Source organism: Kitasatospora sp. NPDC088264 (assembly GCF_040685715.1).
Classification (GTDB): domain Bacteria; phylum Actinomycetota; class Actinomycetes; order Streptomycetales; family Streptomycetaceae; genus Kitasatospora.
Map to the genome: position 1 here is coordinate 51,502 of NZ_JBFBIR010000012.1, position 12,974 is coordinate 64,475.

The window sequence follows — 12,974 nt, forward strand, 5'->3', positions numbered from 1 at the left end:
GGATCAGGCGCGAGCGTGGTCCGCCGAATGCCCAGAGCGACTCAGGCCTGCGAGAACTGAGCGACGTACTCAGCGAACGCCGGGATGCCGACTTCTGCACGGCGCTCGTCCATGTGCTCGGGATCCTCGCAGGGCCACGGGATCGGCGAGCCGTCCTTCACGCCGGCGATCTGCGTGCCGTAGATCTGCTTCTGCCCTTCGTTCACAAGCGTGCGATCACGCAGGAAGGCGAGATCGCGCGGGCTGGCAGCACCGCTGGCCACCGCCTGCTCCATCAGCCCCAGCGCGCGCCGCTGAATGTCGAGCTGACGGTCGGCGTGCTGCGCGATCAGCCACGCAGCCCGAGCGGCGTCCTCGCCGACCAGCTCCGCGGTCGGCCACCCGTGCGCGTCCATGATCTCGCCGAGACGATCCGCGTGCTGCGCGGTCAAGCGGCGCCACGCCAACTGCTCCGCCGGGTCATCGCTGTTCGCCTGGCGCGCGGCCTGGTGATCTGCCGCAACCATGGCAGTGAGCTCTGCGGCCACTGCGGCGATGTCGGATGCCATCCCTACTCCACGTCAGATCGAGGTTTTCGCTGGTCATCCGCAACCTTAGGTGCGCAAATCATGACAAAATCTCCTCCCGGAGGACGGTGACAGACGCGTCCGAATGTTGGGATACTTGATCTATCCGCGGATCCGGAGCCGGATCGACGCAACACCGACAGTCCCGTGAAAGACGTAGGCGCGCTTCTCATAGCGCGCCGCGACGGCGCGGAAGTGCTTCAGTCGATCCACTGGCCCGGCGTGATCAGTAGGGCCAGCGGCCGGCAGCCGCCTTCCCCCGCCAGGTGGACTTTGCCCAGGTCGTCTGCGGACCAGCGCCGATGCCGCTCGTAAACGGTCTTCCAGCTCCCGAAACGCTCGGGCAGATCACGCCAGGGCACTCCCGTTCGGACGTGGTCGTGGCGGTTGGATGTGCGGTGACGTCCCTTCGACCGCTGGAGGCACGGTGGCTGGGCCTGTCATCAAACCCAGGCACTGCACCGCTACCTGCGCCGGCGCAACGCCAACGCCCGCCACCCCGACGTACTCGCCGCCCACCGCAAGGAACGCGCCCGCATCCGCGGCGAGAAGGGCATCCGCTGGGGCGGACGCCCCCTCGACGCCGCAGCCTGACCGACCGCGAACCGCGGCCCCGGAGTGCCGAAAGGGACAGGTTCACGAGAAGGACAGCGGCAGAAGGACGGCTCAGGAGGCGGACGGCTCGATCTCCCCCGCGAAGACGATGACCTGGTCGATGAGGCTCCGCCGCAGATGGACGACGTCCGTTCCCGCCAGGCGGGGGCCCCCATCCGGCGTGGTGAAGACCCACTGGTACCGGGCCCACTCGCCAGGCATGTCCACCGCCGAGCAGCGCGCCATCGTGCCGGCCCCCGCCGGGTGGCGCCGGATGTCCAGCACGAACTGCTCGACCGCCGCGATTCCTTCGCTGCGCCCCAACGGCCCCCAGAAGACCACGTCTGAGGTCAGGGCCTGGGAGAGCAGGGCAGTCACATAGCTGTCGTCCGAGGCGTTGAACGCGGAGATGAACGTGTCGATCGCGGAGCGTGCCGTCTCTTCCTGCATGCCCCAGTAATACCAGCCGTTGCACGTGCGCTCGTCCCGCGAGCCGCCTTCCGATCACGTCGGACCATCCCGGTCACAGCACTGGACACACCACAGCGCAGGAAGTCGGCCAACCCGACTTCCTGCGCCGAACAACCAACGGGGCCCAGACGACCGGCACCAACTGGCAAAAGTCCAGCTACAGCGCCGCGAACAACGAGTGCGTGGAGATCCGCACCGCCGACGGTCTGGTCGAACTCCGCGAGTCCGACCAGGGCCACCTCACCCTCCCCACCACCCCCGCCCACTTCGCCGCCTTCCTCCAGGCCGCCAAAGCCGGCGAGTTCGACCACCACGTCTAGATGAATGAGTCCAAGGGCTCCGGGTTGGCCGCAACGAGGCTGACTGCGCCTGCTCAGTCCAGGCGCCGCCGGTAGTAGGAGATCGTGACGACCGCAAGCAGCGGCCCCCACAGCAGCAGTGGGGCGTAACAGGCGTCCATCACGACGAGCGCCGCCCCGGTCGGGGCTCCCTGTGCCCCTCCGAAGCCGCCCGCCCGGGGGATCGTCAACAGCATCAGAACGGCCGCGCCGAGCAACGCCGGAATCACCGCCGCCAGCGGCGCGACACGCTTCCCTCCGATCAGCGGGATCCAGCCCGGCACCACCTCGCCCCAGGGCTTGACCAGCCCAAGGGTGAGCAATGTGAGCCCTTCGGTACCCAAGCTCATCGCGATGCACATGGCGCTGAACCAGCCGGGGATGTCCAATCCCGTGGTGTTGAATCCCACCGGTATGCCGACCCCCATCGCGATCCGCCAGATCCCGGACGGCACCGCGGTGAGTGCCGCAATGTGCGCGACTCGGACCACCCAACGGGCAGGAGACTGACTCTCGGAGGCCGCAGCGGCTGTCGGTGTCCCAAACGTGACCATGGCCCCATGCTGTCCCGCGGTCCGCCCCGCCGAATCATGCGCAAGGTCCAACTCAAATCCCCCGCAGGGGGGATGGAGAACCTCGGCTTCGACTGGACAGTCGCCGACACCCGACTGACCGCACGCCAACCGAGTCCAAGGGATCGTCTGCGGAGATGGCGCGAGGGCGTCCAATGTAGGTGTGCGAAGGCAGAATTGGACACCCTCGCAACGGCGCTCCACGTAAGGATCGACGACCAGCTGAAGGCTTCGCCGGACTTCCGCCGCCTGTTCCCGCACCTGCCCCAGCAGTCCGGGTACAACAAGCGGCTCCGCAACGCATCCGAGCTGATCAAGCACATGATCTGGGCGGACTGCCGGTCCTGTTCGCACTCACCCGCGCGAAGTCCGACGAACGCGAGTCCCTGCACGGCATGCTCGATGCCGCACCCGACGTCGTCGCCGCCCATCCGAGGCAGACGATCATCGGCGACAAGAACTACTACGGCCACGACTTCGAGCACGACCTCACCGAGCGTCACCTGGCGTGTGTCCTGGCGCTCACCGCCGCGATCTGGTTCAACGACAAGACCGGCCAACCCGTCAAGCGATCCCTGATCGCCTTCGATCACGCAGGAAGTCGGCCAGCCCGACTTCCTGCGCCGAACAACCAACGGAGCCCCGGATGGCGCGGGCGAGGCGGCCTCACCCCGGCGGGTGAGGCCGCCGTGCGCATCACCAGGGCACTACGCCGGCGTCCTCGAAGAACTGGCCGGTCGGGCCGTCGTCGGGCAGGGTCGCGAGCTTGATCGCGATCGCCGCGCCCTGTTCGGGGGTGCGCACGCCGCGGAAGCCGTTGAGGTCGGTCGCGACGTAGCCGGGGCAGCCCGCGTTGATCAGGATGTTCGTGCCGCTCAGCTCCCGGGCGTACTGGAGGGTGACGGCGTTCAGGAACGTCTTCGACGGCGCGTACGCCACGGCCACCGGACCCGCCGTCTGCTCGGCAGCGGCTCCTGACTGGCGGGTGAGGGAGCCGACGCTGCTGGACATGTTCACGATCCGCGGTGAGGCGGAGCGGCGCAGCAGCGGCATCATCGCGTTGGTGACGCGGATGACACCGATCACGTTGGTCTCCACGACCGTCCGGATGGTGGCGGGATCGACCCGGGTGGGCTCCTGCGGCATGCCGCCGGTGATGGCGGCGTTGTTGACGAGCACGTCGAGGCGCCCGGCCCGTTCCTCGATCAGCCGGGCGGCGGCGGTCGCGCTCGCGTCGTCGGTCACGTCCAGCGGTACGCCGAACGCGTCGACGCCGGCGGCGCGCAGCCTCTCCACCGCGGCCTCACGGCGCTGGTCGTCGCGGGCGCCGACGCCGACGCTCCAGCCGAGGGCGCCCAGGCCCGCGGCGATCTCGTAGCCGATTCCCTTGTTCGCGCCGGTGACCAGCGCAGTCGTTCGTTCGCTCATGGGGCCATGCTGCCGCCGGCCCCCGGTCGGGGTCCAAGACCGATCGGGTGGGAATCGATACCGTCTGGGTATTGATCCGGAGTACCGTGGCCGGATGGAGACCCGGGAACTGCGCTACTTCGTCGCCGTCGCTGAAGAGCTGCACTTCGGGCGCGCCGCGCAGCGCCTCGGGATCGCGCAACCGCCGCTGTCACGGGCGATCCAGCAGCTCGAACGACGGCTCGGGGCAGCGCTGCTGGATCGGACCAGCCGCACCGTCACGCTGACGGAGGCCGGCTCGGTCCTGCTGGTCGAGGGCCGGGCGGCCCTGGAGGCGGTCGACGCCGCCGAGCGTCGGACCCGCCGCGCCGCCGCTTCCCCCACCGGCCGCCCCGGCCTGGTCCTGGTCACGAAAGCCAGCGCGTCCAGCGAACTGCTGGCGGAACTCCTCGGCGCGTACGCCGCCGAACCCGGCGCGGTCCCCGTCGACGTCATCCTGTGCGGCCCGGCCGAGCAGGCACGATTTCTGCTCGAAGGCCGAGCCGACGTGGCGCTGCTGCACCGGCCGTTCGACTCGACGGCCAGGCTCCACACCGAAGAACTCGGCACGGAGGGCCAGGTGGTGGTCCTGCCGACCGGGCATCCGCTCACCGCCCGGGACCACGTGCACATGGCCGACATCACCGGGCTGCCGGGCCTGCCCCTGCCACGCTGGCCCAACCCCGACGGCACCTACCCACCCGGCCCCGGCCCCCAGGTCCGCGACCACGCGCAGCTGTTGCAGCTCGTCGCGCTCGGCCGGGCTTGCGCGGTCTCACCGGAGTCGTGCCGAGCCCAACTGCACGGTGACCTCGCGGCGGTGCCCGTGCTGGACGCGCCGAAGGTCACCACCGTGATCGCCTGGCCACCGCACAGCCGGTCCAGAGCCGTCGCCGACTTCGTCCGGACGGCGACACGTCTCCGGTAGTTCCGACCTGCCCGGCCGGGTTCCACCTGTCGTGGCCCGGCTCGACCGTCACCGGACATCGCCGTCACGACCAGCGGAAGTCCCAACCGGTGGAACTCCCGTGCGACCGTGGGCGATCGCCGAGGACCAGGGGTGAAGGCAGCCGCCTCCGCGACGCCTGTCGAAGTTGCGTTTTCCCCGGCCCAAGTGGCCTCTTGCACCGGCCATTGCGGGGGCCCCGAACAGGTGACGGATCGCGAGACGCCCCACGCGCAGGAAGTCGGCCGGCCCGACTTCCTGCGCCGAACAACCAACGGGGAACAACCCACCACCCGCCGCCAAGCAGCCGAAGCCGGCGAGTTCGACCACCGCTCCCCAGTGCCGCTCACGCGCCGCCCGCCGCGGGATCAGGCGCTGCCCGCCTTTTCCTCGACCAGGACGGCGCCGGAAGCCGCTTCGGCCTTGCGCAGCGGAAGTTTGGACCAGCGGAAGGGAGCCAGCAGCAGGCCGAGGTAGGAGTCCGGCAGCCGGACCTGGTCGGCCAGGCCGATGTCCTCGGGCGGCATCCGGTCAGCGGGCAGGTAGAAGGTCCCGAACAGCAGATCCCACAGGACGACCTTGCCGCCGAAGTTCTTGTTGGCTTCGCTCAGGTCCCTGGAGTGGTGCCAACGGTGCCCTTCCGGTCCGGGCACCAGGTAGTTCAGCGGGCCCAGACGGACGTCCATGTTGGAGTGCATGGTGACGCCGTGGCAGTTGTAGAAGGTGAGGAGGATGATCAGGCCGGAGAGGCTGTGCAGCGTCCACCCGGTCAGGGCCAGCGGGAAGACGATCGCCACGTCGTCGAGGAAGAAGTCGATGGGGTGGAACCGGGCGGAGTTGAGCCAGTAGAGCCGCTCCGAGCTGTGGTGCACCGCGTGGAAGCGCCAGAAGACCCGCGAACCGTGAATCCAGCGATGCATCCAGTAGTAGAAGAACTCTCCCACCAGGAGCGCCAGCGCGGCCTGGGCGACGGGAGGCCAACTCGTCGGCCACAATGTGCTGTCCAGCTCTTCGGAAAGCAGGACGGATCCGGCGAACAGGACCGAGAGGAACAGCGGCTCGATCAGCCGGGCGACCACCAGCAGGGCCACCAGACTGGAGGTGGCGTCCGAGACGACGTCCTTGCGCGAGCGGTTCCAGCCCTCGTAGAACGGCTGGACCCGCTCCAGGACGGCCACGTACACCGAGGCGAAGAGGGTGACCATCGGCACGATGGCCCACTGCGGGAACGAGGTGTCGACCAGGGTGATGGATGCCCCGAGTGTCAGCACCATGAGGATCGGATAGCTGAGATAGCGGATGGTGAAACGCAGGGTTCTCCGCGCGCCGCCGAGTTCTGTTTCCGTCGTTGAATTCATTCCTGATCTCCCCGTGGACTTCTTCGGACTTCTTCAGGCTTCTTCTGCACCCCTCCGCGCGGGACGGGCAGGTATCTACTGGCTTCCGGGGATCTGCTGCCATATCCGGACCGGCCCCAACGGCGAGAATCCGTTTGCCTCGGCAGCCGCCAGCTCCGCGTCCCGCTCGTACCCGACCAGGTCGATTCCCGGTGCCTCTTCGTGAGCACAGGAGATGAGACCGGCCCATGTCCGGGAAGATTCCCCCGAGGGTCCGAAGACGTTCGACACCCCCGCCACACCATGGCTCAGGTGGAGCACGGCTCCCGCCACCAGGCCGTCGCCCGAGAATCTCCCGAGGAAGATCACGCCGTCATCGAGCAGAAGGGTTTCGGGGAACGTGTTCACCGACGTGTCGCCGCCCGCCCATGCCCGCTCCCACGTCCGCAGCTCATCGGTGCCGGTGATACGCCGCCACCGCTGGTCGGCGCCGTCCCGTGACGCCACCTGCGCCGGGGCCGCGGCTGCGGCCGGCCGGTGGATCCACTCCGCCTCGATGAGAATGCGATAGTTCCCCGGGAGGAGGTCGGCGTTGGCGAAACTGTCCTTGACGAAAAGCGGCCCCAGCGGCGCCTCCCGCAGTACGTCGAGAACCTCCGAGCCGGACATCGACGGGCTCAGGATCACCAGGTTCGGGTAGTACGTGAGACTCTTCTTCAGATTCACCCACGCGACGTCGGAGATCTCTCCGGAGAACCCGTGCGCCCGACACATCGCCTCGCACCAGGACGAGTTGTTCCGGGCGGCGGCAAGCAGCATCGGCGCCACCGGAGGGGCGGCGGCCGGAGCCCGGCCATGGCCGAACCATCTCACCGGGAAGGCCGCGACCGAGCGAACGGATCGGCACCAACGGACCCACAACCTCGTAACGTCCACCAACTCCCTTTCGTCAAGGCCGACTCCGCAGCCGGCCGGCTTCCGCACCGCCGACCCTTCGAAAGGGATGGGCCCTGTCCGGGAAATCCCCTGACGACCCAGGCCGAGCGCCTTCAACGACCTTCTTGCACATCGGCGTTGCGCGGCGCTCCGCTATGATCACCCCTGCTCATGACCACGTCAAGATCCTTCCCGAGGGCACCTGCGACACCCGCACACGCCCGCCGGCGTCGACGCGTCCGTGGACCGGAAGCGCGGTCGGGCCGACAATTCCCGCGCGCACTCGCGGTTTCGTGCACCAGAATGCCCGCATGGAAACGGACACCGTGGCGGAACTGGTCACGCGGGCACTGTCGGCAATGCGCGCCATCACCGCCTCGGACGATCCGGACGACCACGACGGCTGGAACGAGTACTCACCGCTGCTGTGGCGGGCGGCCGCCGACGAGGCGGCGCTGCCGCTCGGCCTGGAGCTGATCGGTTCGACCGATCCGATCGAGCGCACAGCGGGCTGCGACCTGCTGCGCGACACCAGCTATCACCACGAGGCAACCCGCGCCGGGACGGCCACCGCACTGGTCGCCCTCGCGCAGCGGGAGACCGACGACCACGTGCTGCGGGCCCTGGCGCGCGCGATCGAGCAGACGCACGACCCGCGCGCCGTCCCCGTCCTCGTCGCCCTCGCCGGGCATCCTGACGCCGAGGTCCGCGAGGGGGTGGCCCGCTCGTTCGCGGAGGTCCTCACCGGCCTGCCGGACGGGCCGGACATCCACACCCTCATCAGGCTGACCCAGGACCAGAACCCGCACGTCCGCGACTGGGCGACGTTCACCCTCGGCGTCCAGTCCGCGGCGGACAGCCCCGCGATCCGGGCCGCGCTCTGGGCGCGGACGGCCGACGAGCACGACGAGACCCGCATGGAAGCGATCCACGGACTGGCCAGTCGGCACGACCCCCGCGTCGTCCCGCTCCTCGCCGAACTGATCGGCAGCCCCGAGGGCGCACACGCCCTCACGTTCAGCGCGGAGCCGATCACGGACGACCCCGAACTCCTGCCGCCCCTCCCGGAGTACGAGCCCGGAGACGACTGGACCACCGACGCCGTGAACGCCTGCAACCCGGTCCGGCGGGCCCGCCTCGACGCCTTCGCCTGGGAACTGGTCTGCACGCTCCACCGGCTCCGCCCCGACCTGGACGCCGCCGTCTCGATGGAACGCTGCGGCTGGGGCCGCTCCCTCGACATCCACGCCGCCTCGGAGCCGACGGGCTACGACATCGAGGCGCTGCTCACCCGCGCGGACGGCGACCCCGCGCGCGCTGCCGAACTGGTCTCGACCGACCTGCCGAGAATCCAGCCCGACTGACACCTCGCCCCTTTCGGGAGCCGAGACTTCGGGTCTAGCCCTTGGTGCCCCTGCCGCTCAGGAGGTCCGCGATGCGCGCGTCGACCTGCTCACGGTCGTAGCCCCGCCGCACGATCTCGAACGCCGGCGGGGGTGGCGGCGAACCGGCTTCGGACAGGGCCCTGAGATAGAGGTCGACCTGCTGGCGTTCGTAACCACGCCGCACCAAGTCGAAGCCACGGAACTCTGGCGATGCTGACACTTCGCGGGTCCTCCAACCTTCGGTATCCACGTTCGTCGTCATGACACGGGCTACAGCAACCCCGCTGCGGCCACCGGTGATCACCGGCGTGGCCGCGGCTCCCACCCTAGACTCTGCCCACCGACAGGTGGCGCCCGATGTCCTGATGCCCCGAACTCCACCTCCGCCACCGGAAGCCGGTTGACGGGTCATCCGGCATTCGGGTTCATCCGAAAACCCACCGGCCGGGGTGGCGTAAAAAGGCGTCAAGACTCTCGATCTCGCCATATGGATTCCGTATGGAGTCGCGGGGCGGAGGATTCCGATGTCTACGATCCATCTTTGCCGAGTAGAAAGATGGATCTGACATGAAACCCCTGTCCCGCCTCAAACGCGCTCTGGCCTGCGGAATCGCCGCAGTCGCCGGGGTCGCCGGCCTGACCGTGCAGGCCCAGGCCGCGGAGTCACCCCTCCACGCGGACAAGACCTGCGGAACCCCGGCCTCGGTGGGCGGCGGCAACTGCATGACCGCGCTGATCGGCTCCGCCTTCGACACGATCAGGCTCATGCGCAACGCCGCCAACCTCAACAAGCTGGACAACGCGGAGTTCACCCAGAGCACCGCGTCGAAGTTGAGCGCGAAGTTTCCCGGGTTCAACGTCATGGTGTTCAAGACCGTGGGCACCGACCTGTATGACACCGAGTGGTTCAAGAACGAGTACAAGTCCGACATGAAGGGGGTGTTGATCGACACCACCTACAAGCTCAACCATTTCATGGACAAGGAGAAGAAGGAGCCCTCCGGCTACGACATATTCCGGATCTGGGTCTTCCAGGGGGACTCGACCATCCGCAACCGCGGCGACGGCGGTTACATGAACTGGGCGTTCATCGGCAATGACGGCGACACCGTCAAGAAGGAGCCGTGGACCTGCCGGGCGGGCACCGCACGGCCCTACAAGTGCGACGGCGACGTGCGCACCATCCACTTCCCCGCGCGGTCCGGCTACGGCACCAGGACCGGCAGCCTGACCCCCGACTCCAGCCCCGGCTACCACGCCTGCCTGGACGTCAACGGCAACGGCAACGCGAACGGCACCCCCGTGCAGATGTGGGAGTGCAACGGCAGCGACGCCCAGAAGTGGACCTACAACGGGTACAAGCTCCAGGCCGCCAACGGCAAGTGCCTCGACCTGGAGGCCAACAAGACCGCGAACGGGACCAAGCTCCAGGTCTGGAACTGCCTGGAGATCCCCGGTCAGCGCTGGAACATGTCGGCCAGCGGCGGTTTCCGGCACATGGCGGACATGGACGACCGGTCCAAGGACGTCTGCATCGACGACTTCAACGGCCAGACCGCCAACGGCAGCACCGTGGCGGCCTGGGCCTGCGGCTCCGAGGACAAGCGGGACGCGCCCAACCAGAACTGGGCCTGGGGCGGCACCCCGCCGACCACCAACCCGCCCACGCCCGGCGGAGGCGGCGGCAGCAACGGCGCCGACGTGACCCTGAAGCTCGACAACGGCCTGGGTGCCGTCCCGGTCAACGGCTCCGCCGGCGCGTCGGTCGTCGCCGGGATCCGGGGTGGCAACGAGTCCAAGTGGAAGCTCACCCCGGTCGGCGGCGGTCGCTACCGGATCACCAGCTCGTACGGGCTGGAACTCACCGAGAACAGCAACTACATGGCCGAACTCCAGCCGTGGAGCAACTCCTCGAAGCAGAAGTGGGAGCTCGTCGGAGTCGGCAACGGCAAGTACCAGATCCGGATCTCCGACGACGACTGCCTCGCCCACGACGCCGACTTCAAGCAGCTCGGCGTGTGGACGTGCAAGTCGGGCTGGCAGCAGGCGTGGGTTCTGGAGTCCGCGTCCGGCGGCGTGATCACCCCGACCGATCCGACCAACCCGACGAAGCCGGACCCGAAGCCCAAGCCGGACCCCAAGCCGAAGCCGGACACCAAGCCGACCGTCCCGACCGAGCGGCCGCTGTTCCTGAAGCTCTCCAACGGCCTGGGCGCCTCGGCCCCCACCGAGACCTCGACCTGGGGCGCCCCGATCGTGGGCGGGATCCTGGGGTACAAGGGGTCCACCTGGACGATCAAGCCGCTGGGCGGGGACCGCTACCGGATCGTCAACGACCTCGGGTACAACCTCACCGAGAACCCCGAGACCTACGTCGCCGAGCAGCAGGCGTGGGGCAACACCTCCAACCAGAAGTGGGAGTTCGTCGGCCTCGGCAACGGCAAGTACCGGATCCAGATCGGCGACGACGACTGCCTCACCCACGACTCCGACTTCAAGCAGCTCGGGGTGTGGAGCTGTGAGGGCGGCTGGAAGCAGGAGTGGTCCTTCCAGCTCCTCTGACCGACCAGGCCAGGCCGGCCCGTATCAGGCCAGGCCGGAGTCACGGCGAAGGGCGCCGGCCGCACGGCCGGCGCCCTTCGCCGTTCTCAGCGGGCTCCCCGCCCGGAGGCGGCGTGGTAGCGCAGGCCGTCCATCAGGAGGTCGAGGAGGCGTTCCATCCGGGCGTGGTGCTCGGGGGTGGTCGCGGCCATGGACAGGCCGCTGAGGCTGAACAGCACGTCCTCCGGTTCGACGTCGGCGCGCAGCGCGCCCGACTCGGCCCCGGCCCGCAGGAGTTGGGTGATCGCGGCGGTCAGCATCGCGCGGCTGTGCGAGAAGGGGTCGTTGCCGGAGGCTATGAGCGCGCGCAGCGCGTCGGACATCCCGCGCTTGGTGGTCATGTAGCGGACGAAGCCGTCCATCCAGGCGCGCAGCGCGGCGTCGGGCCCCCTGCCGTCCAGCAGTTCCGCGGCGGAGTCGCACAGCTTGGCGAGTTCGCTGCGGTAGACCGCCTCGACGAGTTCCTCGCGGGTGGCGAAGTGCCGGTAGAGGGTGCCGATGCCCACGCCGGCCTCCTTGGCGATCGCCCCGAGCGTCGCGTCCGGCCCGTCCTGGGCGAAGGCCCGCGCGGCTACTTCGATCAGTCGGTCGCGGTTGCGGCGCGCGTCGGCGCGCAGCGGCCGGGGGTCGGCGGTGGTCACGGCTGGTCCTCCTCGGGTTGCAAACGGAGGATGCTCCGCTTAGTCTGGAGACATGCGGAGGGCCCTCCGGTTTCCACTCTACCGGCCGCCCCCTCCCGCGCACCCCCAGCTCCGGTCACCCAGCCAGACGGGAAGATCATGAACGCCAACACCCCGCGCCTCACCACCCCCTTCGGCGCCGAGTCCACCGCCGCCGAGGTCGTCTCCGGCACCGACCTGACCGGCCGCCGCGCCGTCGTCACCGGCGGCGCCTCCGGCATCGGCGTCGAGACCGCACGCGCCCTCGCCTCGGCGGGCGCACAGGTCACCCTCGCGGTCCGCAACCTCGACGCCGGCGCCCGCACCGCCGAGGACATCACCGCGACCACCGGCAACAAGGACGTCCGGGTCGCGCCGCTGGACCTCGCCGACCAGGCCTCCGTCGCCGCGTTCGTCGCCGCCTGGGACGGGCCCCTGCACATCCTGGTCAACAACGCCGGCGTGATGGCCTCGCCCGAGCTCCGCACGCCGGAGGGCTGGGAGCTCCAGTTCGCCACCAACCACCTCGGGCACTTCGCGCTGGCCACCGGCCTGCACGCGGCCCTGGCCCGGGACGGCGGCGCCCGCGTGGTGTCCGTCAGCTCCAGCGCCCACCACCGCTCCCCGGTCGTCTTCGAGGACATCCACTTCCGCGAGCGCGCCTACGAGCCCTGGTCCGCCTACGGCCAGTCCAAGACCGCCAACGTCCTGTTCGCGGTCGAGGCCGCCAAGCGCTGGGCGGCGGACGGCATCACCGTCAACGCCCTGATGCCCGGCGGCATCCGGACCGCCCTCCAGCGCCACGTCTCCGAGGAGGAGCTCGACCGGCTGCGCGCCCAGGCCGCCAACGGCGCGGAGCTGCTGTGGAAGACCACCGAGCAGGGCGCGGCGACCTCCGTCCTGCTCGCGGCCTCACCGCTGCTGGCGGGCGTCAGCGGCCGCTACTTCGAGGACTGCAACGAAGCCGTCCGCGGCGAACTCAGCGCCCGCAGCGGCGTCGCCGACTACGCCCTCGACCCCGAGGCGGCCGCCCTGCTCTGGCAGGTCTCGCACGACACCCTGGGCAGCCGCGACTGACGGTCCGCGGCAGAACGCCCCGCGCTCCGCTCCCCCGACTCGCCGA

The 12,974-nt window shown here is 69.4% G+C and carries 13 protein-coding genes and 3 pseudogenes; 7 read left to right on the forward strand and 9 right to left on the reverse strand.

All coding sequences use genetic code 11. From position 1 onward, the window contains the following. Positions 1–41 precede the first annotated feature (41 nt). Positions 42–548 carry a DUF6624 domain-containing protein gene (locus AB0O82_RS12455; protein ID WP_363582861.1) on the reverse strand — a complete coding sequence of 169 codons (507 nt, stop codon included), beginning with the start codon at positions 546–548 and terminating at the stop codon, positions 42–44. A 302-nt stretch (positions 549–850) separates the two neighbouring features. Continuing rightward, positions 851–937 (reverse strand): annotated as a pseudogene (locus AB0O82_RS12460) (transposase); the annotation flags it as partial. A gap of 73 nt (positions 938–1,010) precedes the next feature. Between AB0O82_RS12460 and AB0O82_RS12465 the strand changes: the two are divergent. Next, a pseudogene (locus AB0O82_RS12465) lies at positions 1,011–1,160 on the forward strand (IS630 family transposase); the annotation flags it as partial. Between the two features lie 72 nt (positions 1,161–1,232). Here the strand turns inward: AB0O82_RS12465 and AB0O82_RS12470 are convergent. Next, a complete protein-coding gene (locus AB0O82_RS12470; RefSeq protein WP_363582862.1) occupies positions 1,233–1,610 on the reverse strand; it encodes a nuclear transport factor 2 family protein in 378 nt (125 codons plus the stop codon). On the opposite strand from AB0O82_RS12470, the gene AB0O82_RS12475 reads away from it, so the two are divergent. Further along, complete coding sequence (locus AB0O82_RS12475) at positions 1,592–1,951, forward strand: DUF397 domain-containing protein (RefSeq protein ID WP_363582864.1); 360 nt, start codon at positions 1,592–1,594, stop codon at positions 1,949–1,951. The two genes, AB0O82_RS12470 and AB0O82_RS12475, sit on opposite strands and share 19 nt — an antisense overlap. A gap of 53 nt (positions 1,952–2,004) precedes the next feature. On the opposite strand, the gene AB0O82_RS12480 is transcribed toward AB0O82_RS12475, so the two are convergent. Beyond that, complete coding sequence (locus AB0O82_RS12480; protein WP_363582866.1) at positions 2,005–2,460, reverse strand: hypothetical protein; 456 nt, start codon at positions 2,458–2,460, stop codon at positions 2,005–2,007. A 258-nt stretch (positions 2,461–2,718) separates the two neighbouring features. Here AB0O82_RS12480 and AB0O82_RS12485 point away from each other — a divergent pair. Beyond that, positions 2,719–3,134, forward strand: a pseudogene (locus AB0O82_RS12485) (hypothetical protein); the annotation flags it as partial. Between the two features lie 103 nt (positions 3,135–3,237). Here AB0O82_RS12485 and AB0O82_RS12490 read toward each other — a convergent pair. Next, positions 3,238–3,969 carry an SDR family NAD(P)-dependent oxidoreductase gene (locus tag AB0O82_RS12490; protein WP_363582868.1) on the reverse strand — a complete coding sequence of 244 codons (732 nt, stop codon included), beginning with the start codon at positions 3,967–3,969 and terminating at the stop codon, positions 3,238–3,240. A gap of 94 nt (positions 3,970–4,063) precedes the next feature. On the opposite strand from AB0O82_RS12490, the gene AB0O82_RS12495 reads away from it, so the two are divergent. Beyond that, a complete protein-coding gene (locus tag AB0O82_RS12495) occupies positions 4,064–4,915 on the forward strand; it encodes a LysR family transcriptional regulator (protein WP_363582870.1) in 852 nt (283 codons plus the stop codon). Positions 4,916–5,301: 386 nt separating this feature from the next. Here the strand turns inward: AB0O82_RS12495 and AB0O82_RS12500 are convergent, their stop codons facing one another. Both AB0O82_RS12500 and AB0O82_RS12505 read right to left on the reverse strand, forming a co-directional pair. Continuing rightward, positions 5,302–6,207: a sterol desaturase family protein gene (locus AB0O82_RS12500; RefSeq protein WP_363582872.1), complete on the reverse strand. Its 906-nt coding sequence runs from the start codon at positions 6,205–6,207 to the stop codon at positions 5,302–5,304. A 159-nt stretch (positions 6,208–6,366) separates the two neighbouring features. Then, positions 6,367–7,089, reverse strand: coding sequence for a hypothetical protein (locus AB0O82_RS12505; protein ID WP_363582874.1), 723 nt, complete (start codon positions 7,087–7,089; stop codon positions 6,367–6,369). A gap of 428 nt (positions 7,090–7,517) precedes the next feature. Between AB0O82_RS12505 and AB0O82_RS12510 the strand changes: the two genes are divergently transcribed. After that, positions 7,518–8,570 carry a HEAT repeat domain-containing protein gene (locus AB0O82_RS12510; RefSeq protein ID WP_363582876.1) on the forward strand — a complete coding sequence of 351 codons (1,053 nt, stop codon included), beginning with the start codon at positions 7,518–7,520 and terminating at the stop codon, positions 8,568–8,570. A gap of 34 nt (positions 8,571–8,604) precedes the next feature. Here the strand turns inward: AB0O82_RS12510 and AB0O82_RS12515 are convergent, their stop codons facing one another. Then, positions 8,605–8,853, reverse strand: a complete 249-nt coding sequence (locus AB0O82_RS12515) for a hypothetical protein (RefSeq protein ID WP_363582878.1) — start codon at positions 8,851–8,853, stop codon at positions 8,605–8,607. A 305-nt stretch (positions 8,854–9,158) separates the two neighbouring features. Here AB0O82_RS12515 and AB0O82_RS12520 point away from each other — a divergent pair, with 305 nt between their 5' ends. Then, positions 9,159–11,153 (forward strand): ricin-type beta-trefoil lectin domain protein, encoded by a 1,995-nt coding sequence (locus AB0O82_RS12520; RefSeq protein ID WP_363582880.1) that lies wholly within the window; start codon positions 9,159–9,161, stop codon positions 11,151–11,153. A gap of 86 nt (positions 11,154–11,239) precedes the next feature. Here the strand turns inward: AB0O82_RS12520 and AB0O82_RS12525 are convergent, their stop codons facing one another. Next, complete coding sequence (locus tag AB0O82_RS12525; RefSeq protein ID WP_363582882.1) at positions 11,240–11,833, reverse strand: TetR family transcriptional regulator; 594 nt, start codon at positions 11,831–11,833, stop codon at positions 11,240–11,242. Between the two features lie 138 nt (positions 11,834–11,971). On the opposite strand from AB0O82_RS12525, the gene AB0O82_RS12530 reads away from it, so the two are divergent. Continuing rightward, positions 11,972–12,928 carry an SDR family NAD(P)-dependent oxidoreductase gene (locus tag AB0O82_RS12530; protein WP_363582884.1) on the forward strand — a complete coding sequence of 319 codons (957 nt, stop codon included), beginning with the start codon at positions 11,972–11,974 and terminating at the stop codon, positions 12,926–12,928. Positions 12,929–12,974 lie beyond the last annotated feature (46 nt).

Bases quoted from the DNA above. Each gene is read 5' to 3' on its own strand.
- AB0O82_RS12455 (WP_363582861.1), bottom strand. From the start codon at position 548: ATGGCATCCGACATCGCCGCAGTGGCCGCAGAGCTCACTGCCATGGTT.
- AB0O82_RS12470 (WP_363582862.1), bottom strand. From the start codon at position 1,610: ATGCAGGAAGAGACGGCACGCTCCGCGATCGACACGTTCATCTCCGCG.
- AB0O82_RS12490 (WP_363582868.1), bottom strand. From the start codon at position 3,969: ATGAGCGAACGAACGACTGCGCTGGTCACCGGCGCGAACAAGGGAATC.
- AB0O82_RS12495 (WP_363582870.1), top strand. From the start codon at position 4,064: ATGGAGACCCGGGAACTGCGCTACTTCGTCGCCGTCGCTGAAGAGCTG.
- AB0O82_RS12500 (WP_363582872.1), bottom strand. From the start codon at position 6,207: ATGGTGCTGACACTCGGGGCATCCATCACCCTGGTCGACACCTCGTTC.
- AB0O82_RS12505 (WP_363582874.1), bottom strand. From the start codon at position 7,089: ATGCTGCTTGCCGCCGCCCGGAACAACTCGTCCTGGTGCGAGGCGATG.
- AB0O82_RS12510 (WP_363582876.1), top strand. From the start codon at position 7,518: ATGGAAACGGACACCGTGGCGGAACTGGTCACGCGGGCACTGTCGGCA.
- AB0O82_RS12515 (WP_363582878.1), bottom strand. From the start codon at position 8,853: ATGACGACGAACGTGGATACCGAAGGTTGGAGGACCCGCGAAGTGTCA.
- AB0O82_RS12520 (WP_363582880.1), top strand. From the start codon at position 9,159: ATGAAACCCCTGTCCCGCCTCAAACGCGCTCTGGCCTGCGGAATCGCC.
- AB0O82_RS12530 (WP_363582884.1), top strand. From the start codon at position 11,972: ATGAACGCCAACACCCCGCGCCTCACCACCCCCTTCGGCGCCGAGTCC.